We start from the raw sequence: 18,714 nt of genomic DNA, 5'->3' as shown, positions 1-18,714 counted from the left end.
CCCTTCACGACTCCAGCAGCGAAACGCGGTTGCGCCCCTGGTGCTTGGCGCGGTACATGGCTTGATCGGCTTGGTCGAGCAGCGAGCGCGCCAGCGCTTCGGGACTCGCGGCACCGGCATTCGTCTCGCTGTTGAGCCGATACGCCGCCACGCCAATCGACACGCTGAGCGCAATGCGCTCACCCTCGTCGTCGAGCACTTCGAGCGCCTCGACCGCAATCCGGATACGTTCCGCAACGGCCAGCGCGTCGGGCAGCTCGCACATCAGCAGCGCGACGAACTCCTCGCCGCCGTAGCGCGACACCGTATCCCCCACGCGCACCTGCTGCTTCAGGCAGGTGCCGATGGCGCCCAGCGCGAGGTCGCCGGTTGCGTGGCCGTGCGTGTCGTTGATCTGCTTGAAATGATCGATGTCGATGAAGAGGCACGACATGGGCGCCGCGTGCGAACTCGCGCGCCGGATCTCTTGATGCAGGCGCTCGTCGAAATAGCGGCGGTTAGACAGGCCCGTGAGCGGGTCGGTCACGCCGGTCTTGCGCAGATGCTCGCGGTGAGCGACGTTGTCGAGACTCGCCGCCGCAACGCGGCTGAAGCGCGCGAGCAGATCGGTGCCCATGCTGGCATCGAAACGCGCGGAATCATCGCTTGCGAGGCACAGATAGCCGAGCAGTTGAGTGCGGTTCAGAAGCGGCAGCACGATCGCACTGCCGATCGTGGTCCGCGCGTCGAAGAAGGTCTCGCTCACTGCGGGCTCGAGATCGCTCAGTTCGCTCACGCGGCCAAGCCACGGCTGGTTTCCCGCGCACAGACGCGACAGCGCGAGGCCGCCCTGGAGCCCCGATCGCAGATTCGCTTCGAGGTCGGCGCGCCCGCAGTCGGATTCGAGCAGGTCGCGTAGCAGCGGCGTACGGACGTCGAGCCAGAGGCCGGCGCAAGCCAGCCGGAACACCTCGGGCAGATAAACGAATATCCCTTCGAGAAAAGCGCACCAGTCGTGCGCGCCGATCAGGCGCAGTTCCACGTCCTGGAACGACTTCGATGCGCGCTCGTTGCGCTGAACGGTTTCGATTAGCGCAGCAAGATCCAGTGAAGGCTGAGTCCCGGGATGTGTCACGATGCATCGAGAATATTCCGAAGCCTGCTATTACGGCAGCCTGGGGACAGACTTGAGCGTCGAACGACGAGACTCGCGCGGCGGCGGCCTGTTCCAACGGAGTCAGGGCAAAAGAAAAGACCGCTGTCCGTGAGGGCAGCGGTCTTGCTTATGGTCACAGGCTGCTGTTATTTCGCTGCCGGCGACCTTACGCTCGGCCTCGCCAGCGAGTTGTTGTCAGGGCCGCCGGGGGCCGGCGCCGCGCTGTTGTCCATGCTATTCGGCGACGCAGCGCTCATGCCGCTGTCCGAGCCCGTGGCGCCAGGCGTGCCGTAGCCGCTCGTTGCATTGGTATTGGCTGCGGCAGCCGGCGACGTAACGCCTGGGGTTGCCAGTGTGTTGTTGCTCTGTGCATACGCACCGGCGGACAGCGTGAGCGCGGCAACGGCCGCGATCAATGTGCTGGTTGTCTTGCTCATGACTTGCTCCTCCTTTGATTGGACTGGAATTCCGGCACAAACGACCCGCGATATTTCTCATTGGGCGGTCGTTATATGCGGCTCACGACGATCAAATCGCGTAACTGTTCGCAGTGGTGTACGTAAAGCAAACCACTACCAGTTCATGTCAAGTTTAGGAAAGCAATCGCGGATAATTAAGCGCATTGTGCGCAACGATTTATTTCGTTTTTTGGCAATTACCCGTAATGGCGTAATGGATTTATCGGCCTGTAATCCGGGCGCGGCGCGGTTCGATATGCGGTTCGGCGATTTGACGTGGCATTTGCGAGAAGCCTTTTTTTGGCGCCCTGATTGAAATCCACCTCAACGATTTACAGCGCATTTTGCGAGACTACATTTCGCATCCATATTGCGGAATATCGGTCGCGTTCATTGCGGCACACATAATCGGTCTGCGCGATTTTCGTTGCATGCGCATCGAGGTCATCATTCATTTCCGCGCTGGCATGCAGCCCGCAGCGTGCCGGCAAAAACCGTACGAAGCGCGAGCGAGGCCACCGAGGCCACCGAGGCCAAAATTTTCACGTCGTGCGAGCGATCTCCTTGCCAATTCTTCGATATTTCGACTATTATCGAAACATGGAAACGAACCAGACCATCGCCGCACTGGCGGCTCTCGCGCACGAGTCCAGGCTCGCGATCTTTCGCGCCCTCGTTCAGGCAGGCCCCGAAGGCTTGCCCGCAGGCCAGATCGCTACCCTGCTCGACGTGCCCCCGTCGTCGCTCTCCTTCCATCTGAAGGAGCTGTCTCACGCGCAACTCGTCACGAGCCGCCAGGAAGGCCGGTTCGTTTTCTACTGCGCGAACTTCGCGACGATGAACAGCCTGCTGGCCTACCTCACCGAGAACTGTTGCGGCGGCAATCCCTGTTCGCCCACATCAATGTGCTCACCCTCCACGGAGAAGCAGTCATGAAGCGCTTTCACATTCACGTCGCCGTTGCGGATCTCACATCGAGCATCCGTTTCTACTCGGCGCTGTTTGCCGCTGAACCGACCGTCGTAAAGAGCGACTACGCGAAGTGGATGCTCGAGGACCCGCGCGTCAATTTCGCGATCTCGCAGCGCGGCGCTGCACCGGGCCTGGATCACCTCGGTGTGCAGGTCGAGAACGAAGCCGAACTGGCCGAAATGCACGCGCGGCTGGAAAGCGCGGCATTGCCGGTGGATACGCAGCTGGATACCGCGTGCTGCTACGCGAAGTCGAACAAGTACTGGAGCGTCGATCCCCAGGGCATCGCGTGGGAGTCGTATCACACGCTCAATGAAATTCCCGTGTTCGGGGAGTCGCGCAATACGCCGACCGGTGCACCCGCCCGCGAAGTGGCTGCGTGCTGCGCGCCGTCGTCGGACAAGCCGGCTGGCAATCCGGCCAGGTCTTCGGCGTGCTGCTGAGTAGCCGCGAACGATCCAGCGGGAACGCCATGACGACCAACGTATTGATCCTGTGCACGCACAACTCCGCTCGCAGCGTGCTGGGCGAAGCCATGTTGAATCACCTCGCTTCGAAGGCCGGCAAGGACGTGCGCGCGTTCAGCGCGGGCAGCGCGCCGGGCGGACGCCTGAATCCTTTCGCCGTCGAGTCGCTCGAGCGCGCGGGCATCGACGTGAGCGGCTACCGCAGCAAAAGCTGGGACGAGTTCGCCGCCAGCCATGCGCCGGTCATGCGCATCGTCATCACGGTCTGCGACAGTGCCGCCGCCGAGACGTGTCCGTATTGGCCTGGCAGTCCCGTCAAGGTTCACTGGGGCTACCCGGATCCGTCTCTCGCACCCGGTGGCGATGAAGGCAAGCGCGTGGCGTTCGAACTCACTCGCCAGGCGATCGGTTATCGCATGCTGCAACTCCTTGCGCTGCCGCTCGAATCGATGAGCGACGAGGAACTTCAGCAGGCGCTCACTGCAATCTCCGGATCATGACCGCAGTCACGAGTCTCAAGCGCAAGGTCCTGGCCGAGTTGATCGGCACGGCCTTGCTGCTCGCCGTCGTCATTGGCTCCGGCATCATGGCGCAACGGCTTGCGGGCGGCAACGCGGCGATCGCGCTGCTCGCCAACACGCTGGCAACCGTGGCCGGACTGTATGTGCTGATCGAGGTGTTTGGGCCCTTGAGCGGGGCGCATTTCAATCCCGCCGTCAGCGCTGTCATGGTGCTGCGCGGCGAACTGCATGCTCAGGAATTGCTGCCGTACATCGCTGCGCAACTCGTCGGCGCGCTGCTGGGTGCATGGCTCGCGCACGCCATGTTCGACCTGCCCATCGTCGAGCTATCGAGCAAGGTGCGCGCAGGCACCGGACAATGGATTGCCGAAGCCGTGGCGACTGCCGGTTTGATCCTCGTGATCCTGCGCGCGCCGGGAGAACGCGCCGCGATCATGGTGGCTGCGTACATTGGCGCCGCATACTGGTTCACGGCATCGACATCGTTTGCGAATCCGGCCGCAGCGTTCGGACGCATGTTCAGCGACACTTTTGCAGGCATTGCGCCTTCCAGCGTACCCGCCTTCGTCATTGCCCAACTGATTGGCGCGGCGACTGGCCTCGCGCTGCATACAGCCTTCGAACCGCGCAAGCTACGCGTTGGTCACCCGAACCTGGTTGAGTCGTCCGGCGAACACGGCGACGCTCGCTAATGCGCGCATGCGGCTCAGCTGCAGCTTCGCGAGACAAAGCCCGCAGGAGGATCCCGGAGACCTGTCTCCGGGCTTTAGCGCATGCGCCCGGCCGGGCGCAAGGCCATAGTGAGGGGATGATCAGGACTCGTTCGGACGGATCGTCAGCGCGTTCTTGACCGACGTGACGCCTTGCACGCCCGTGGCGACTTCAGTGGCGTGTTCGATCTGCGACTGCTCCGGCACCGAGCCCTGCAGGACGATGGCGCCGTCACGCGCGCGCACGGTGATGTTGGCAACATCGATCTTCTTGTCCTTGGCGAGAGCGGTGCGGACCTTACGGCTGAGCGCGCGATTAGCGGCCTTGGCCTGCTTCGATTGCGCCTTCGACGGGGTTGCCTGTTGCTCGGCTGCGGCAGTCGCACCGCTAGCTGCGTCGCCCTGCGCATAGGCGTGCAAAGACGCGGCCACGAGAGCCGTCGCCGCGGCCAGCTTGAATACCTGAATAGCCTTCATGGAATTTCTCCTGTTGTCACAGTCTTGTTGTCGGCCCACGAAACGGGCCGGTGCACTACACCATCTACGACTAAGCATTCGCGCGCCAGAAACGGCGCTAGACGCGATGCCGCATTTTTCGACGACATCGCATCCATTCGCGCGAGCGCGCGGCAAATTATAAGAATGAAAGGAACGGCACAGGTCGGAGAAAATGCGGCCGAATCATTAGCTTGATATCGGTCCCGTCATGGAGTAGGCACACCGTTCGTGACCACGGGCTTGTGGTCACATCGCCCGCTCCCTTAATTGCATCCGTCAACGATCGAACGGCTTCGATGCGCTATTTCCGCGTTGGGAGCGAAATGGCGCGCGCAAACGGTCGCGCGTGGGCGGCAAAATTCTGCCAGGCGTCGCATTATTACGACGCCGGTTTTGCCGTTGGATCAGCGCGATGACCGGCTGCCTCTTGCATTGCGCGACGCATCTGCGTTCACTATTGCCTCGCGTTCGAGCCATGAACGGAACAACGCGACCCGTTCATCGCCGGACTTCTCGTCCGCCACGTAAGTGCAATAGCTGCGCGATGGCAGACGTGGGCCAGCGAACGGTGCGACGAGCCGGCCAGCGGCGAGGTCGTCGGCGACCAGCGCGGTGGGCCCCATCGCGATGCCGATTGCGTCGATGGCAGCCTGCAAGGTCAGAAAGAAGTGGTCGAAGGTCAAAGCGGCGGCCGGCCTCAGGTCGGGCATCTGCACGCTCGCCAGCCAGTCGGGCCAGAGCCGAGGAAGACTCGACGTGTGCAGCAACGTGTGCTCTCGCAAGTCGCCAGGCGAGCGCAGCGGTACGCGCTTCAAAAGCGTAGGACTACAGACCGGAAGCCGCTCCTCGGACAAGAACGGTTGCATCGAATAGCCGTAGAAGGTGTCCGGGCCACCCCGGATGACGAGGTCATAGTCGTCCTTCAGACTCTCCAGCGGCTCGTTCGACGTCTCCACCTTGACGTCGATGTCGGGATGGCCGGCGCGGAATTTCGCCAGCCTCGGCACCAGCCAGCGCAGCGTGAATGTCGCGGGCGCATTCACGGACAGGGTTCGGGAGACCGTTTGCGGCGTGCCGTATCGCGCGGTTGCCGCCGAGAGCTGTTCGAACAACGGGCCGATTTCCGCCAGATAGTGCTTCGCCGCCGGCGTCAGCTCCACGCGGCGGTTGTGCCGCTCGAACAGCGACGCGCCTAGCCACTCCTCCAGCAAGCGCACGTGCTGGCTCACTGCACCGGGCGTCACGTGCAGTTCCGCGGCGGCGTCCTTGAAGCTGCCGAGCCGGCCTGCGGCCTCGAAGGCTCGCAGGGCGTTGAGTGGGGGCAACACCGGTTTCATTCGCGAGAGTTTATCTAACGTAAGCACCCAATTTATCTGGTTTGTTAGCCCGTCACAAGATAGATATCCTTCTTGCTAGACCATTCATGCATCCCTGCCCGCACCCTCATGCTCAGTTATACCGGCGGTATCGTGCTGTTCGCCGCGCTGCTCCACGCGAGCTGGAACGCGATGCTCCACGGCAACCGCGACCGGTTTTTCTCCATGGCGTGGATGAGCATCGCCATCGGGCTGGTCGCCACGCTCGTCATCCTGTCCGTACCCTCGCCGGCCCGCGCTTCGTGGCCCTACATCGCCGCGTCGGGGCTCGTGCATGTCTTCTACAACGTGAGTCTCGTGCGCTCGTATCGCCGCAACGACCTGGCGCTCGCGTACCCGATCGCAAGAGGCTCGTCGCCGCTGCTCGTCACGCTCGGGGCGGCACTGTTCGCGCATGAAGCGATCGGCCCGTTGCACGGTCTCGGGATCGTGATGATTTCGGGAGGCATCATCGCGATCGCGCTGCAGGGGCGTCACGTGTCGCGCGCGGGCGCACTCGCCGCGCTGACGACCGGTGCAACGATCGCGCTCTATACCGTGATCGACGGCATCGGCGTGCGCCTGTCCGACGGCCAGCCGCTCAGCTACACCGCATGGATGTTCCTGTCCTATTGGACGATGCCGGCGCTGTTCGTTGCGCGCCGCGGGCCCCCGGCGCTATGGACACCGGTACGCGCCGAGCCGCTGTCGATCGCCTCGTCGCTGGCCGGCGGCCTCGTGTCGATCGGGGCGTATGGCATCGTGATCTGGGCGCTGCAGGCGGGCGCGATGGGCGCAATATCGGCGTTGCGCGAGACGAGCGTGGTGTTCGCGGTGCTGATCGGGCGGACCTTTTTGCGGGAGGCGGTGAGCGGATCGCGCTGGCTCGCCTGCGTGGTCGTCGCGGCCGGTGCGGTTTGTCTCGGGCTCTGAGATGATTTCACGCACACCGTTTGCTACCCGTGCTGCATCGCGCAACTGAGCACGCAACTTGAGTTCGAAGGAGCGCCCCATGCTTGACCATATCGAAACCGACCTGCTCGACATCGCCTATGACGAACAGGGCGACGCGAATGGATGGCCGGTCGTGCTGCTGCACGGCTTTCCCTATGACATTCGCGCATACGACGAGGTGACGCCACGCCTCGTATCCGAGGGCGCCCGCGTCATCGTCCCCTACCTGCGGGGATACGGCCCAACGCGCTTCCTTTCGCCCACGACACTGCGCTCGGGCCAGCAGGCAGCGCTTGGCGCTGACCTGCTGGCGCTGCTCGATGCCCTGCAGATCGAGCGGGCCATCCTCGGCGGATACGACTGGGGCGGCCGCGCGGCATGCATCGTGGCGGCACTCTACCCGTCGAGGGCGCGGGGTCTGGTTTCCGTCAACGGCTACAACATCCAGGATATCGCCGCTGCCGCACAGCCAGCCGACCCCGAAAAGGAACACCGCATGTGGTACCAGTACTACCTGCACGGCGAGCGCGGCCGCACTGGGCTGACTGAAAAACGGCGCGAATTCTGCCGTCTCCTGTGGTCACTCTGGTCGCCGACCTGGCACTTCGACGACGGCCTCTACGCGCGCACGGCAGCGTCGTTCGACAATCCCGATTTCGTCGACGTGGTGGTCCATTCTTACCGTCACCGTTTCGGACTGGTCGAAGGCGATCCCCGCTTCGACGACATCGAGCGCCGCCTCGCCGCCACGCCGCCGATCACCGTGCCGACGATCACGCTCGACGGCGACGCCGACGGCGTCCAGCCGCCCGGCGCACGAGAGACAAGCTCGAAGCGCTTCAGCGGGCGCCATGAGAACCGCATCGTGCCGAATGCAGGCCATAACCTTCCGCAGGAGGCGCCAGAAGTGTTCGCCAAAGCGGTGCTCGACGTCAACGCGTGGGCAGGTTGACGCCGCGTCCTTGCACAACACGCTTTATTCGAGAGGAGAAGCTAAAGACATGGTTGGCGATACGAACCAACGGGAAGGCCAGTGCCATTGCGGCGCAGTGCGTTTCGTGGCGACACTCAGCGACGGCTTCAACTCGATCCGCCGCTGCAACTGCTCCTACTGCCGTATGCGAGGCGCGGTCATCGTCGCGGCCGAAACGGGTGGGATCGAATTCCTGCAGGGCGAGGAGATGCTAACGGACTACCGCTTCAACACCGGAGCGGCGCGGCACTTCTTCTGTTCTCGCTGCGGAATCGCCACCCATCTTCAACGGCGCTCGAATCCGAACCTGTATGGCGTGAACGTGGCTTGCCTCGACGGCGTCAGCCCGTTCGATTTCGCCGAGGTCCCTGTCATGGACGGCGTGAATCATCCGAACGACATCGGCGGGCAGGCGCGTCTGGCGGGCATGCTGCGTTTCATCGCAGCCAGCTGAGGTCTCAGCGCCATTCGCATATCGAAGTGAAGGCTCAAAAAAACCGCCGCACTTTCGCGCGGCGGCTTTCGCCAGAAGCTGGCAAGCGCAGCAACAGCAAGGAAAATCAGCCGAGCCCGCCCATCATCAGGTACTTCGTTTCGAGGTACTCGTCGAGCCCGTACTTCGAGCCTTCGCGCCCGAGCCCCGACTCCTTCACGCCACCAAAAGGCGCGACTTCCCTCGAGATGATGCCCTCGTTGATGCCGACCATGCCGCTTTCCAGCGCGCCCGCCACGCGCCAGACGCGGCCAATGTCGCGCGCGTAGAAGTAGGCGGACAGGCCGAAGTCGGTATCGTTCGCCGCCTGGATCGCTTCTTCCTCGGTCTCGAAGCGGAACACCGCGGCAACGGGGCCGAACGTCTCTTCGTGCGCGAGCATCATGCCGCCGTGCGCGCCCGTGATGACCGTGGGCTCGTAAAACGTGCCGCCCCGCGCATGCGGGTGGCCGCCGCACGCAATGGCGCCGCCCTTCTCGAGCGCATCGCTCACGTGCGCCTCGACCTTGCGCAACGCCGCGCCGTTGATGAGCGGCCCCTGCGTGGCGCCCGGCTCCATGCCGCCCGACACGCGCAACGCGCGCACCGCCGCAACCAGCTTCTCGACAAACGCGTCGTGCACGCCGGCCTGCACGTAGAAGCGGTTCACGCACACGCAGGTCTGCCCCGTGTTGCGGAATTTCGAGGCCATCGCGCCTTCCACGGCGGCATCGAGATCGGCGTCGTCGAACACGATGAAGGGCGCGTTGCCGCCCAGTTCGAGCGACACCTTCTTCACCGTATCGGCGGCAGCGCGCATGAGCAGCTTGCCCACGCGCGTCGAACCCGTGAACGAGATCTTGCGCACCGCCTTCGAGGCCATCAGCGTGTCGCCGATCGCCGGAGCATCGCCCGAAACGACGTTGAACACGCCGCGCGGAATGCCCGCCTCGACCGCCAGCTCGGCGAGCGCAAGCGCCGAAAGCGGCGTCTCTTCCGAAGGCTTGAGCACCATCGTGCAACCTGCCGCGAGCGCCGGGCCGGCCTTGCGCGTCACCATGGCGAGCGGGAAATTCCACGGCGTGATCGCACCGACCACGCCCACGGGTTCCTTCGTCACGACAATGCGCGCGCCCTTCTTCGGCGCGGGAATCACGTCGCCATAGGCGCGTCGCGCTTCCTCCGCGAACCACGTGAGAAAGCTCGCCGCGTACGCCACTTCGCCCAGCGATTCTGCGTACGGCTTGCCCTGCTCGGCCGTCATGATGCGCGCGAGGTCTTCGCGATGCAGGTGCATCAGCTCGCCCCAGCGGCGCACCTTCGCGCCGCGCTCCGCCGCCGTGGCGTCGCGCCACGCAGGGAACGCGTGCGAGGCCGCCGCCACGGCCTGCAGCGCTTCGCGCGCACCGGCGCGGGCCACTTGCGCGAGCGGCGCGCCGGTGGCCGGGTCGATGATCGGGTAGGTCGCTTCGCTCGCCACCCATTCGCCGTCGATGAAGCTCGAGGTGCGCCACAGGCGCGCTTCTTTCAGTCCGTCAATCGTCAAGCTCGTCATGCTGCGATCTCCAGGCGTCGCGCCGCGCGCGGCACGCGCGGAATGCGTGCGCTCACGTAATCGTTGATCACGTCGCACGGCGTGTAGTTGCGCTCGAGTTCATACAGCTCGTCGGCGGTGAGTTGCGTGTCGAGCGCGGCGAGCGCACTTTCGAACTGCGCGACGGTGTCCGCGCCCACGAGCATCGACGAGACGCCCGCACGCCCCAGCACCCAGGCCTGCGCGATCTGCGCGCACGACACGCCGCGCGCCGCCGCGACTTCGGCCACCGAACGCGCGATATCGCGCGAGGCTTCGTCGTCGTACATCTGCACGGTGAAGAAGTCGGTCTGGTTGCGCACCGACTTCACGTCGCCGGAAAGGAGGCCTCGTGCGAGCGGACTGAACACCGACACGCCCACGCCCTGATCCTGGCAGAACGGAATCATCTCGCGCTCTTCCTCGCGATACGCGCAGTTCAGCTGCAGCTGCATATTGATCGGTCGTGCGAAGTGATAGCGCTCGCACGCCTGCAGAATCTTGGCGAACTGCCAGGTGAACATCGTCGACACGCCGATATAGCGCGCCTTGCCCGCACGCACGATGTCGTTCAACGCATCCATGGTTTCTTCGACCGGCGTATTCACGTCGAAGTAGTGCAGCATGTAGACATCGACGTAATCGGTTTGCAGTCGGCGCAGCGAGCCGTCGATGCCTTCCATGATGTGCTTGCGCGAGTGGCCCTGATTATTCGCGCCATTGCCGATCGGATAACCGACCTTGGTCGTGAGCACGAGTTCGTCGCGCTTCGCAAGCCGCCGCACGATGCGCCCCACCACTTCTTCGCCCACGCCGGTCGAATAGAAGTCCGCGAGGTCGATGAAGTTCACGCCCGCCTCGAGCGCGCGGCGCACGATGGGCTCGCTCTGCTCTTCGTTGTAGATCCAGGGCTTCCATTCCGGCGTGCCCATGTTCATCGTGCCGAGGCACAGGCGCGACACCTTCAGGCCGGAGCGGCCAAGTTGCACGTATTGCATCGTAGTCACCTGTAACGATTGGTGCGGCTCAAGCCGCCCTGGCCTTCGGCGTGTAGAACGGATTGCTGATCTGATCCTTGATCTTCGCAATGTCGTCGAGCAACGGCAGCCCGTTCATCGCGGCGCGAATAGCCGTCTTGCAGGCCACGTAATTGTTCTCGTACACGGCGTCGAGGTCGTCGCACGACCAGTTCACCCAGTTCGCCGTGACGATGCACCACTCGTTCTCCGCTTGCGGCGGCAGCGTGCCGTCGAGCATCGCTTCCGTCACCGCCTTCGCGATGGCCGCCTGCGAGGCGCCCCACGTGGCGTTGCCGTGCAGGTCGCCGCGAATGTCGGCCTTGTTCACGTAGAGCGTGGCGGGCTTGACCGGCACGTTGGGCTGCGCCACCACCATGAACGGCACGTGCCCTTGCGAAGGCGACGACAGGCTGTTCGTAAACGCCTGCCCCACCGGGCCATTGCGCGGGCCGATCATGATGTTGATGTGGGCAGCGTTTACGCCTGGTCCAGCGAAACCTTCGCCGATATAGACTTGCAGGTCTTTCATGTTTGACTCCGTCTCCTGTGTACATGGGTTCGAATTTGGCCAGACGCATTCCAGCACACGCCGCAAGCGCCCAAAAGCTATGAAATCTCATGGGGGCATGACGCGCAGTCATCGCTCACGCCTGCATGATTCGCGTGATGAAAGTGGCATGAGATCAGGTAATGCATCGATGACTATTCGTTGCTTCGCAACCCGAAATGCCACGGCTAGACTCTGGTCGGATTGATTCGAAAAGCGACGGCCCCACGCTGGCCCGCGCAGACAATTCCAATCACAGGAGACGACATGAGACGTATCACGCTGGCAGGCGTGCGTATTGCCGCCGCCCTCGCGCTGACCTGCGCGGCCACGAGCAGCTTTGCAGCCCCCGGCTGGTGCCAGGCGGGCAAAACCGTGAAGCTCGCGCAAATCACCTGGGAAAGCGGCGCGCTGATGACCGAAATGGTGCGCACCGTGCTGGAGAAGGGTTACGGCTGCAAGACCGAAGTCGTGCCCGGCGCCACGGCCGCCACCGAAACGGCGCTCACGAAGAACGACCTGCAGGTGTGGGCCGAGCACTGGACGGGGCGCAGCCCCATCGTCGCGCGCGGCTTGAAGGACGGAGGCGTGAAGCTCGTGGGCGAACTGATTCCCGGCGGCGACAAGGAAGGCTGGTACGTCCCCGACTATGTGATCAACGGCGACGCCAGGCGCGGCATCAAGCCCATGGCGCCGCAACTGCGCTCCGTCGCGCAACTGCCGCAGTACAAATCCCTCTTCACGGACGACGAAGAACCCGGCAAGGGCCGCTTCTACAACTGCCCCGCGGGCTGGGATTGCGAGCGCTTCAACAACCGCCTGCTCACCGCCTACAAGCTCGGCGACGACTACACGAACTTCCGCCCCGGCACCGGCGGCGCGCTCGACGCGGCCATCGCCTCGGCCTACGAGCGCGGCAAGCCCATTCTGTTCTACTACTGGCAGCCCGCCGGCCTGATGGCGAAGTACCACTTCGTGCAGCTCGAGGGCGCGCCGTACTCCGACGCCTGCTGGGACACCATCGCCGATCCGAAGGGCGCGCCGTGTGCCTCCGCGTTCAAGGTCTCGCATCTGAAGGTCGCGGTCTCCACGCCGTTCTACGACGCCGAGCCCGACGCCGTCGCGTTCTTCGGCAAGGTGAGCCTGCCGCTCGCGCTCGACGAACAACTGGTCCAGCAGATGCACGACAAGAAGCTCGACGCCTCCACGGTCGCGCGCACGTTCTTCGAGCAGCATCCGGAAATCTGGAAGCAATGGGTCACGCCGGAAGTCGCGGCGCGCGTACAGGCCGGCCTGCGCACGTAAGCAACGGCACTGTCCGCACGACGGTACGCATCACATGACACACGCAGAATGAGGCTCACCATGGGATCTCCCTTTCTTCACCTCTCGATCGCCGACTGGGTCAACGATCAGGTCGCCGCGTTCGTGCAGCGCTACGGCGACGCGTTCCACAACTTCAGCGTGCTCATGCTGCGCGACCTGCTCGTGCCGCTCGAAAGCCTGCTGCGCGCCACGCCTCCCGTCGTCGTGCTCGCCGCCGTGGGCCTGCTCGGCTGGCATGCCTCGCGCCGCATCGGCGTGGCGCTGCTGTTCGTCGTGCTGCTCTGGCTGATCGGCTGCTTCGGGCTGTGGGACAAGCTCATGCAGACCTTCGCGCTGATGGTCGTCGCCACGCTCATTTCGGTCGTGCTCGGCGTGCCGCTCGGCATTCTCGCGGCCTCGAGCAGCGGACTGCGCCGCGTGCTGCTGCCGGTGCTCGACGTCATGCAGACGCTGCCGAGCTTCGTGTACCTGATTCCGGTGCTCATGCTGTTCGGCCTCGGCAAGGTGCCCGCCATTCTCGCCACGGTCGTCTATGCGCTGCCGCCGCTCATTCGTCTGACCGACCTCGGCATCCGCCACGTGGATGCGGAAATCGTCGAAGCCGCGCGCGCGTTCGGCACCACGCGCATGCAACTGCTGTTTGGCGTGCAGTTGCCGCTCGCGCGGCCGAGCATCATGGCCGGTATCAACCAGACCACGATGATGGCGCTTTCGATGGTCGTGATCGCCTCGATGATCGGCTCGCGCGGTCTTGGCGAAGACGTGCTCGCGGGCATCCAGACGCTCGACGTGGGCAAGGGCACGCAAGCGGGCGTCGCCATCGTGATTCTCGCGATCGTGATCGACCGCATCAGCCAGGGCTACGGCCAGGGCCGGCGCACACGCGGACTCGCGCGAAAGTCGAAGCAGCCCTCGCGCATTCCGTTTCGCCGCGTTCGCGAACAGGAAAGCACAAGCGCCGACGCGGCCAGCGGCAGCGAGCTGACGAGCCAGCCGGCCAAGTAACGAACGCGAAGGCAAAAGCGCCGGCACAATGGCGGAGACCCGGCCGGCGCATCCAGCATACGCAATGAGCATGCAATGAGGTAACGATCATGAGCGGCATCGAAGTCAAGAACGTCTACAAGATCTTCGGCACGCGCGAAAGCAGCCAGCGCGCGCTCGAACTGCTGCGCGGCGGCGCCGGCAAGGCCGAGGTCCTCGAGAAGACGCGCTGCAACGTAGGCCTGAACGACGTGAGCCTGTCGATCGGCTCGGGCCAGATCTTCGTGATCATGGGTCTGTCGGGCTCGGGCAAATCCACGCTGGTACGCCACTTCAACCGGCTCATCGAGCCGACCGTGGGCGAGATCCTCATCGACGGCAAGGACGTGCTCAAGCTCTCCGACAACGGGCTGCGCGATCTGCGACGTTACGGCGTGAGCATGGTGTTCCAGAGCTTCGGACTCCTGCCTCACCAGACGGTGCTCAACAATGCCGCCTATGCGCTGGCCACGCGCGGCGAAAAGAAAGCGGCGGCGCACGCGAGCGCGCGCGAATGGCTCGGCAAGGTGGGCCTCGCGGGTTATGCGGACCACTATCCCGACGAGCTTTCGGGCGGCATGCGCCAGCGCGTGGGCCTCGCTCGCGCGCTCGCCGCGAACACCGACGTGCTGCTGATGGACGAAGCGTTCTCGGCGCTCGATCCGCTCATTCGCACCGAAATGCAGGACCAGCTGCTCGAACTCCAGGCCACGCTCAAGAAGACCATCGTGTTCATCACGCACGACCTCGACGAGGCGCTGCGCATCGGCAACCAGATCGCGATTCTGCGCGACGGCCGGCTCATCCAGTGCGGCACGCCCGACGACATCCTGCACCGCCCCGCCGACGACTACGTGCGGCGCTTCGTCGAGCGCCGCGCCGGGACGACGCACTAAGCCGCCGTACATGCGGGCGCTCATCGGCCTGCTGGGCGGCTATACGATCCTCGTTTGCGGGAACAGCCTCCTCACGACGCTGATCTCGCTGCGCATGCTGCAAGGTGAGCGCACCGCACTCGACGTCGGCCTCGTGCAATCGTGCTATTACGTCGGCTTTATCGTCGGCGCGCTGGGGCTCGGCCCGATCGTCGGGCGCATCGGGCCACAGCGTGCCTTCATCGGCTTTGGCGCGCTCGCCGCGCTCGCCGCGCTCGGCTATCTCTCGTTCGATTCCCCTGACATCTGGGCCGTGCTGCGGCTCATCACCGGCTTCAGCATGGTCGGCGTGTTCACCTCGATCGAAAGCGGCGTGAACGGCGCGGTGCCGAACGAGCGGCGCGGGCGTGCGTTCGCGTTTTATCTTGTGCTCACCTATCTCGGCGTCAGCGCCGGGCAGTTCCTGCTGGGCGTGGGCGCGCCCGGCGGCATCTTCGAGCATGCGCTCGTGAACGGCTTGTTCGTGACCGCGCTCATCCCGGTGGCGTTGATCGGCGAGTGGCAATCGGCGGGAGCCGGACCGCCCGCGCCTGCGGCCACGGCGCCGCCTTCCGCGCTCGCCACGCCGAAGCGCCCCACACTGCTGCTCGACGGCCTGCGCGAACTGCACCGCGTCGCGCCGCGTAGCGTGCCGGCCTGCATCGGCGCGGGGCTGCTTTCCAGCGCGTTTTACGCGCTCACGCCGGTGTATCTCGCGCGCATCGGTTATCCGGCCAGCGGGATTTCGCGCGCCATGGGTGTCGTGCTGATCGGCGCACTGCTTTCGCAATGGCCCGTGGGGCGGCTCTCGGACCGCCTCGGGCGGAGCGCCACGCTCGGCCTCATCTCGCTCGTCTCCGCGTGCGCGGCAGCGGCGCTCGCCATCCTGCGCGCACCGGTTCTCGTCGATACGATCCTCTTTCTCTACGTCGCGCTTACCTTCACGCTCTACGGCGTGATCGTCTCCGACGTGAACGACCGTGTCGATCAGGCGCGACGCGTGCAGACGAGCGCGACGCTGCTGCTCGTGTTCTCGCTCGGCGGCGCGGCCGGTCCCACCGTCGCTTCGCTGTTCATGCGTCTTCTGGGGGCGGGCGGGCTCTATGTGTTCGCGCTCGTCGTCACGCTCTCGCTCGCTGCGCTCTCACGTGCGCGGGGCGTCTGAATGGCGGCGCGGGCCGGTATACTGCGTCGTTTGCAGGAGGCGTCGTTTCGACATGGCGCCCGGAGCGAGGAGACGACCTTGAAGCGAAAGATGCCGGCGCTGAACGCCCTGAAGGCGTTCGAGGCGGCAGGCACGAGCGGCAGCTTCACCCGCGCCGCCGAGCAGCTGAACGTGACGCAGAGCGCCGTGAGCCGCCAGGTGCGCCAGCTCGAAGAACAGCTTGGCGAGGCGCTGCTCGAGCGCCATCATCACCGGCTCGAACTGACCGAAGCCGGGCGCGCGCTGCTGCGCACGCTCCAGCAGTCGTTCGACTGCATCGAACTGACGGTGCGCACGATCCAGCAGAAGAGCGACCTCAACCGCCTGCGCGTGAACGCGCCGCCCACCTTCGCGAGCCGCTGGCTCGTGCCGCGCCTTACGCGTCTGCAGGCGCGCCATCCCGAACTCGAACTGAGCCTCACCACGCATCTGCAGGACAGTCTCGCCGATTCGACGGCGCTGGACTGCGCGATCCGCTTTGGCGATGGCGAATGGGAAGGCCTCGACAGCTCGCTGCTGATGCACGAATCGCACATCGCGGTGTGCGCGCCCGCGCTGCTCGCGCAAGGGCCCATCGATCTCACGCGGCACACTTTGCTGCACGTGCTCGCGGGCGACAACCAGCGCTATCTCACCTGGCGGCACTGGCTCGACGCGGCGCGCATCGAGGACGTGGATACCTCGGGCGGCTACGAATTCGACCTGCTCGACCATGCTATCCGTGCGGCCATCGAAGGGCTCGGCGTGACGATGGCCGACCGCCACATGATCGAGCACGAGCTGGCCCAGGGTCTGCTCGCGCCCGTGCGCGACATCCACGTGGACGGCCGCCAGTCATACTGGTTCGTGGTGCGGCCCGAACAGAAGGCTTCGAAGCCGCTCCGGCTTTTCCGGCAATGGCTTCAGGACGAAGTTGCGGCCATGCGCTGACGGCCCTGCGCAATGGCCTTCGCGGCGATGGCCTGATCGGCGTCTTCCAGAATCAGGTCTGCGCCCTTTTCCGCGACCATCATCGTCGGCGCGTTGGTGTTGCCCGAAGTGATATTGGGGAAGATCGACGCATCCACCACGCGCAGGCCCTCGATGCCGTGCACACGCAGGCGCGCGTCCACCACCGACGTGCGCGGGTCCGGCCCCATCGCGCAGGAGCCGCACAGGTGATAGATCGAGCCGCTTTGCTCGCGGAAGAACTTGAGCATGCTGGCGTCGTCGGTCACTTCGCCGGCGGGCGTCACCTCGGCTTCGGTGATGCCCTGCAGTGCGCGCGCTGTCATCAGCTTGCGCACGAGGCGGCTGCCCGCAATCGCTTCGTCGCGATCCTTCTGCGTCGAGAGGTAGTTGCCGCGAATTTTCGGCGCGTCTTCCACGTTCGCCGAAGCGATCTCCACCGAGCCGCGGCTCGTGGGCCGGCAAGGATTGAAGCAGACGAGAAAGCCCGAGTACGGCTCCGGCGTGAGTTGCGCGCGATCCGACTTCGGAATCCGGTACGAAAGCGGGTTGAAGTACACCTGCATGTTCGGGTGCGCCTCGTCCTGGCTCGAGCGGAAGAAGCCGCCCGACTGGTTTACGCTCATCGAGAACGGGCCCTTGCGCTGAAGCACGTATTGCAGTCCGAACTTCAGCTTGCCCATCCAGCTGCTGAACGAATCGTTGAGCGTCTTCACGCGCGAGCGATAGTAAAAGCTCACGCACAGATGGTCCTGCAGGTTCTGGCCCACCGCAGGCAGTTCATGCACCACGTCGATGCCGTGCTTCGCGAGCAATTCGCGCGGGCCCACGCCCGATAGCTGCAACAGCTTGGGCGAATCGACCGCGCCGGCCGCGACGATGACCTCGCGATTTGCACGAAACGTGCGCTTCACGCCCTGCTGCACGATCTCCACGCCGATGGCGCGTTTTTGCGCCTCGTCGAACAGCACACGCGTGGCGCGCGCATGATGCTCGATCTTCAGGTTCGAGCGCTGCCCCGCGCGATGCAGGTAGGCCACGCTGCTCGAATCGCGTTTGCCGTCGCGCGTGTTCACATCGTAGATGCCCACACCTTCGAGCCGCGCGCCGTTGAAGTCCTCGTTGCGCTCGTAGCCGAGCTGCGTGCAGCCTTCGACAAAGGTGCGGCAAACCGGATGCGCGCCCTCCTTCATCGGCGTGATGCGCACGGGGCCGTTCGCGCCGTGCCACGGCGTGTCGCCGAGCGGATGCGATTCGAGCTTGCGGAAGTACGGCAGCACTTCCTGGTACGACCAGCCCGCATTGCCCGCCGCGGCCCAGTCGTCGTAGTCGCGCGCGGCGCCGCGCACGTAGATCATGGCGTTGATCGCGCCAGAGCCGCCCTGCACCTTGCCGCGCGGCGCGTAGATCTGCCGGCCGGCAAGCTCCGGCTCCGGCTCGCTGTAGTACATCCAGTTGTACTGCTTGTTGTAGTACAGCTTGGCGAACCCGATCGGGATCTTGAACCAGAACGAATCGTCGGGTCCGCCCGCCTCGAGTAGCAGCACCGAATGACGCCCCGAAGCGGAGAGCCGTTCCGCGAGAATGCAGCCCGCCGAGCCGGCGCCGGCGATGATGTAGTCGTAGTTCATCTGAGTGCTCCGGC

20 protein-coding genes are annotated in these 18,714 nt (G+C 64.7%); 12 read left to right on the top strand and 8 right to left on the bottom strand.

Annotated elements, in window-relative coordinates; genetic code table 11:
• Positions 1-4 precede the first annotated feature (4 nt).
• Both AB3X99_RS32060 and AB3X99_RS32055 read right to left on the bottom strand, forming a co-directional pair.
• Positions 5-1,114, bottom strand: a complete 1,110-nt coding sequence (locus AB3X99_RS32060) for a DUF484 family protein (RefSeq protein WP_368619186.1) — start codon at positions 1,112-1,114, stop codon at positions 5-7.
• A gap of 167 nt (positions 1,115-1,281) precedes the next feature.
• Positions 1,282-1,572 (bottom strand): hypothetical protein, encoded by a 291-nt coding sequence (locus AB3X99_RS32055; protein ID WP_069266991.1) that lies wholly within the window; start codon positions 1,570-1,572, stop codon positions 1,282-1,284.
• Positions 1,573-2,193: 621 nt separating this feature from the next.
• Here AB3X99_RS32055 and AB3X99_RS32050 point away from each other — a divergent pair.
• The 4 genes from AB3X99_RS32050 to AB3X99_RS32035 are packed head-to-tail and all read left to right on the top strand — an operon-like array spanning position 2,194 to position 4,245.
• Positions 2,194-2,529, top strand: coding sequence for an ArsR/SmtB family transcription factor (locus AB3X99_RS32050; RefSeq protein ID WP_368619185.1), 336 nt, complete (start codon positions 2,194-2,196; stop codon positions 2,527-2,529).
• On the top strand, positions 2,526-3,008 hold the full coding sequence (locus tag AB3X99_RS32045; RefSeq protein ID WP_368619184.1) for an ArsI/CadI family heavy metal resistance metalloenzyme: 483 nt from the start codon (positions 2,526-2,528) through the stop codon (positions 3,006-3,008). Before AB3X99_RS32050 ends, AB3X99_RS32045 begins: the two co-directional genes overlap by 4 nt.
• A gap of 29 nt (positions 3,009-3,037) precedes the next feature.
• Positions 3,038-3,532 (top strand): arsenate reductase ArsC, encoded by a 495-nt coding sequence (locus AB3X99_RS32040; RefSeq protein WP_368619183.1) that lies wholly within the window; start codon positions 3,038-3,040, stop codon positions 3,530-3,532.
• Positions 3,529-4,245: an MIP/aquaporin family protein gene (locus AB3X99_RS32035; protein ID WP_069266996.1), complete on the top strand. Its 717-nt coding sequence runs from the start codon at positions 3,529-3,531 to the stop codon at positions 4,243-4,245. The genes AB3X99_RS32040 and AB3X99_RS32035 overlap by 4 nt, the downstream gene beginning before the upstream one ends.
• A gap of 120 nt (positions 4,246-4,365) precedes the next feature.
• Here the strand turns inward: AB3X99_RS32035 and AB3X99_RS32030 are convergent, their stop codons facing one another.
• Both AB3X99_RS32030 and gcvA read right to left on the bottom strand, forming a co-directional pair.
• The gene (locus AB3X99_RS32030) at positions 4,366-4,740 is read right to left on the bottom strand and encodes a BON domain-containing protein (protein WP_069266997.1); all 375 of its coding nucleotides are present in this window, start codon (positions 4,738-4,740) and stop codon (positions 4,366-4,368) included.
• Between the two features lie 425 nt (positions 4,741-5,165).
• A complete protein-coding gene (gene gcvA / locus AB3X99_RS32025) occupies positions 5,166-6,098 on the bottom strand; it encodes a transcriptional regulator GcvA (protein WP_069266998.1) in 933 nt (310 codons plus the stop codon).
• A gap of 108 nt (positions 6,099-6,206) precedes the next feature.
• Here gcvA and AB3X99_RS32020 point away from each other — a divergent pair, with 108 nt between their 5' ends.
• The 3 genes from AB3X99_RS32020 to AB3X99_RS32010 all read left to right on the top strand — a co-directional run bounded on the left by AB3X99_RS32020 (position 6,207) and on the right by AB3X99_RS32010 (position 8,497).
• Entirely contained in the window at positions 6,207-7,049 is an 843-nt protein-coding gene (locus tag AB3X99_RS32020; protein ID WP_368619182.1) for an EamA family transporter, read from the top strand.
• A gap of 79 nt (positions 7,050-7,128) precedes the next feature.
• Complete coding sequence (locus AB3X99_RS32015; RefSeq protein ID WP_368605128.1) at positions 7,129-8,022, top strand: alpha/beta fold hydrolase; 894 nt, start codon at positions 7,129-7,131, stop codon at positions 8,020-8,022.
• A gap of 49 nt (positions 8,023-8,071) precedes the next feature.
• Entirely contained in the window at positions 8,072-8,497 is a 426-nt protein-coding gene (locus AB3X99_RS32010) for a GFA family protein (protein WP_368619181.1), read from the top strand.
• 106 nt (positions 8,498-8,603) lie between these two features.
• Here AB3X99_RS32010 and AB3X99_RS32005 read toward each other — a convergent pair whose 3' ends face one another.
• The 3 genes from AB3X99_RS32005 to fae are packed head-to-tail and all read right to left on the bottom strand — an operon-like array spanning position 8,604 to position 11,636.
• Positions 8,604-10,070 (bottom strand): NAD-dependent succinate-semialdehyde dehydrogenase, encoded by a 1,467-nt coding sequence (locus AB3X99_RS32005; RefSeq protein ID WP_368619180.1) that lies wholly within the window; start codon positions 10,068-10,070, stop codon positions 8,604-8,606.
• Complete coding sequence (locus AB3X99_RS32000; RefSeq protein ID WP_069267003.1) at positions 10,067-11,086, bottom strand: aldo/keto reductase; 1,020 nt, start codon at positions 11,084-11,086, stop codon at positions 10,067-10,069. Before AB3X99_RS32000 ends, AB3X99_RS32005 begins: the two co-directional genes overlap by 4 nt.
• A gap of 28 nt (positions 11,087-11,114) precedes the next feature.
• A complete protein-coding gene (fae, locus tag AB3X99_RS31995) occupies positions 11,115-11,636 on the bottom strand; it encodes a formaldehyde-activating enzyme (protein ID WP_368605133.1) in 522 nt (173 codons plus the stop codon).
• 285 nt (positions 11,637-11,921) lie between these two features.
• On the opposite strand from fae, the gene AB3X99_RS31990 reads away from it, so the two are divergent.
• The 5 genes from AB3X99_RS31990 (at position 11,922) to AB3X99_RS31970 (ending at position 17,051) form a co-directional block, all read left to right on the top strand.
• The gene (locus AB3X99_RS31990; protein ID WP_069267005.1) at positions 11,922-12,959 is read left to right on the top strand and encodes an ABC transporter substrate-binding protein; all 1,038 of its coding nucleotides are present in this window, start codon (positions 11,922-11,924) and stop codon (positions 12,957-12,959) included.
• A gap of 60 nt (positions 12,960-13,019) precedes the next feature.
• Positions 13,020-13,985 (top strand): ABC transporter permease, encoded by a 966-nt coding sequence (locus AB3X99_RS31985; protein WP_368619179.1) that lies wholly within the window; start codon positions 13,020-13,022, stop codon positions 13,983-13,985.
• 89 nt (positions 13,986-14,074) lie between these two features.
• On the top strand, positions 14,075-14,899 hold the full coding sequence (locus tag AB3X99_RS31980; RefSeq protein ID WP_051481489.1) for a glycine betaine/L-proline ABC transporter ATP-binding protein: 825 nt from the start codon (positions 14,075-14,077) through the stop codon (positions 14,897-14,899).
• A 10-nt stretch (positions 14,900-14,909) separates the two neighbouring features.
• Complete coding sequence (locus AB3X99_RS31975; protein ID WP_069267007.1) at positions 14,910-16,082, top strand: MFS transporter; 1,173 nt, start codon at positions 14,910-14,912, stop codon at positions 16,080-16,082.
• 90 nt (positions 16,083-16,172) lie between these two features.
• Positions 16,173-17,051: a LysR substrate-binding domain-containing protein gene (locus AB3X99_RS31970; RefSeq protein ID WP_368619245.1), complete on the top strand. Its 879-nt coding sequence runs from the start codon at positions 16,173-16,175 to the stop codon at positions 17,049-17,051.
• Here AB3X99_RS31970 and AB3X99_RS31965 read toward each other — a convergent pair.
• The gene (locus AB3X99_RS31965) at positions 17,024-18,700 is read right to left on the bottom strand and encodes a GMC family oxidoreductase (protein WP_368619178.1); all 1,677 of its coding nucleotides are present in this window, start codon (positions 18,698-18,700) and stop codon (positions 17,024-17,026) included. The genes AB3X99_RS31970 and AB3X99_RS31965 overlap by 28 nt on opposite strands.
• Between the last annotated feature and the right edge of the window lie 14 nt (positions 18,701-18,714).

Source organism: Paraburkholderia sp. BR10882 (assembly GCF_040948855.1).
GTDB lineage: Bacteria > Pseudomonadota > Gammaproteobacteria > Burkholderiales > Burkholderiaceae > Paraburkholderia > Paraburkholderia nodosa_A.
The sequence above is the reverse complement of the archived record's forward strand: the minus strand, read 5'-3'. Positions and strand labels throughout refer to the sequence as shown.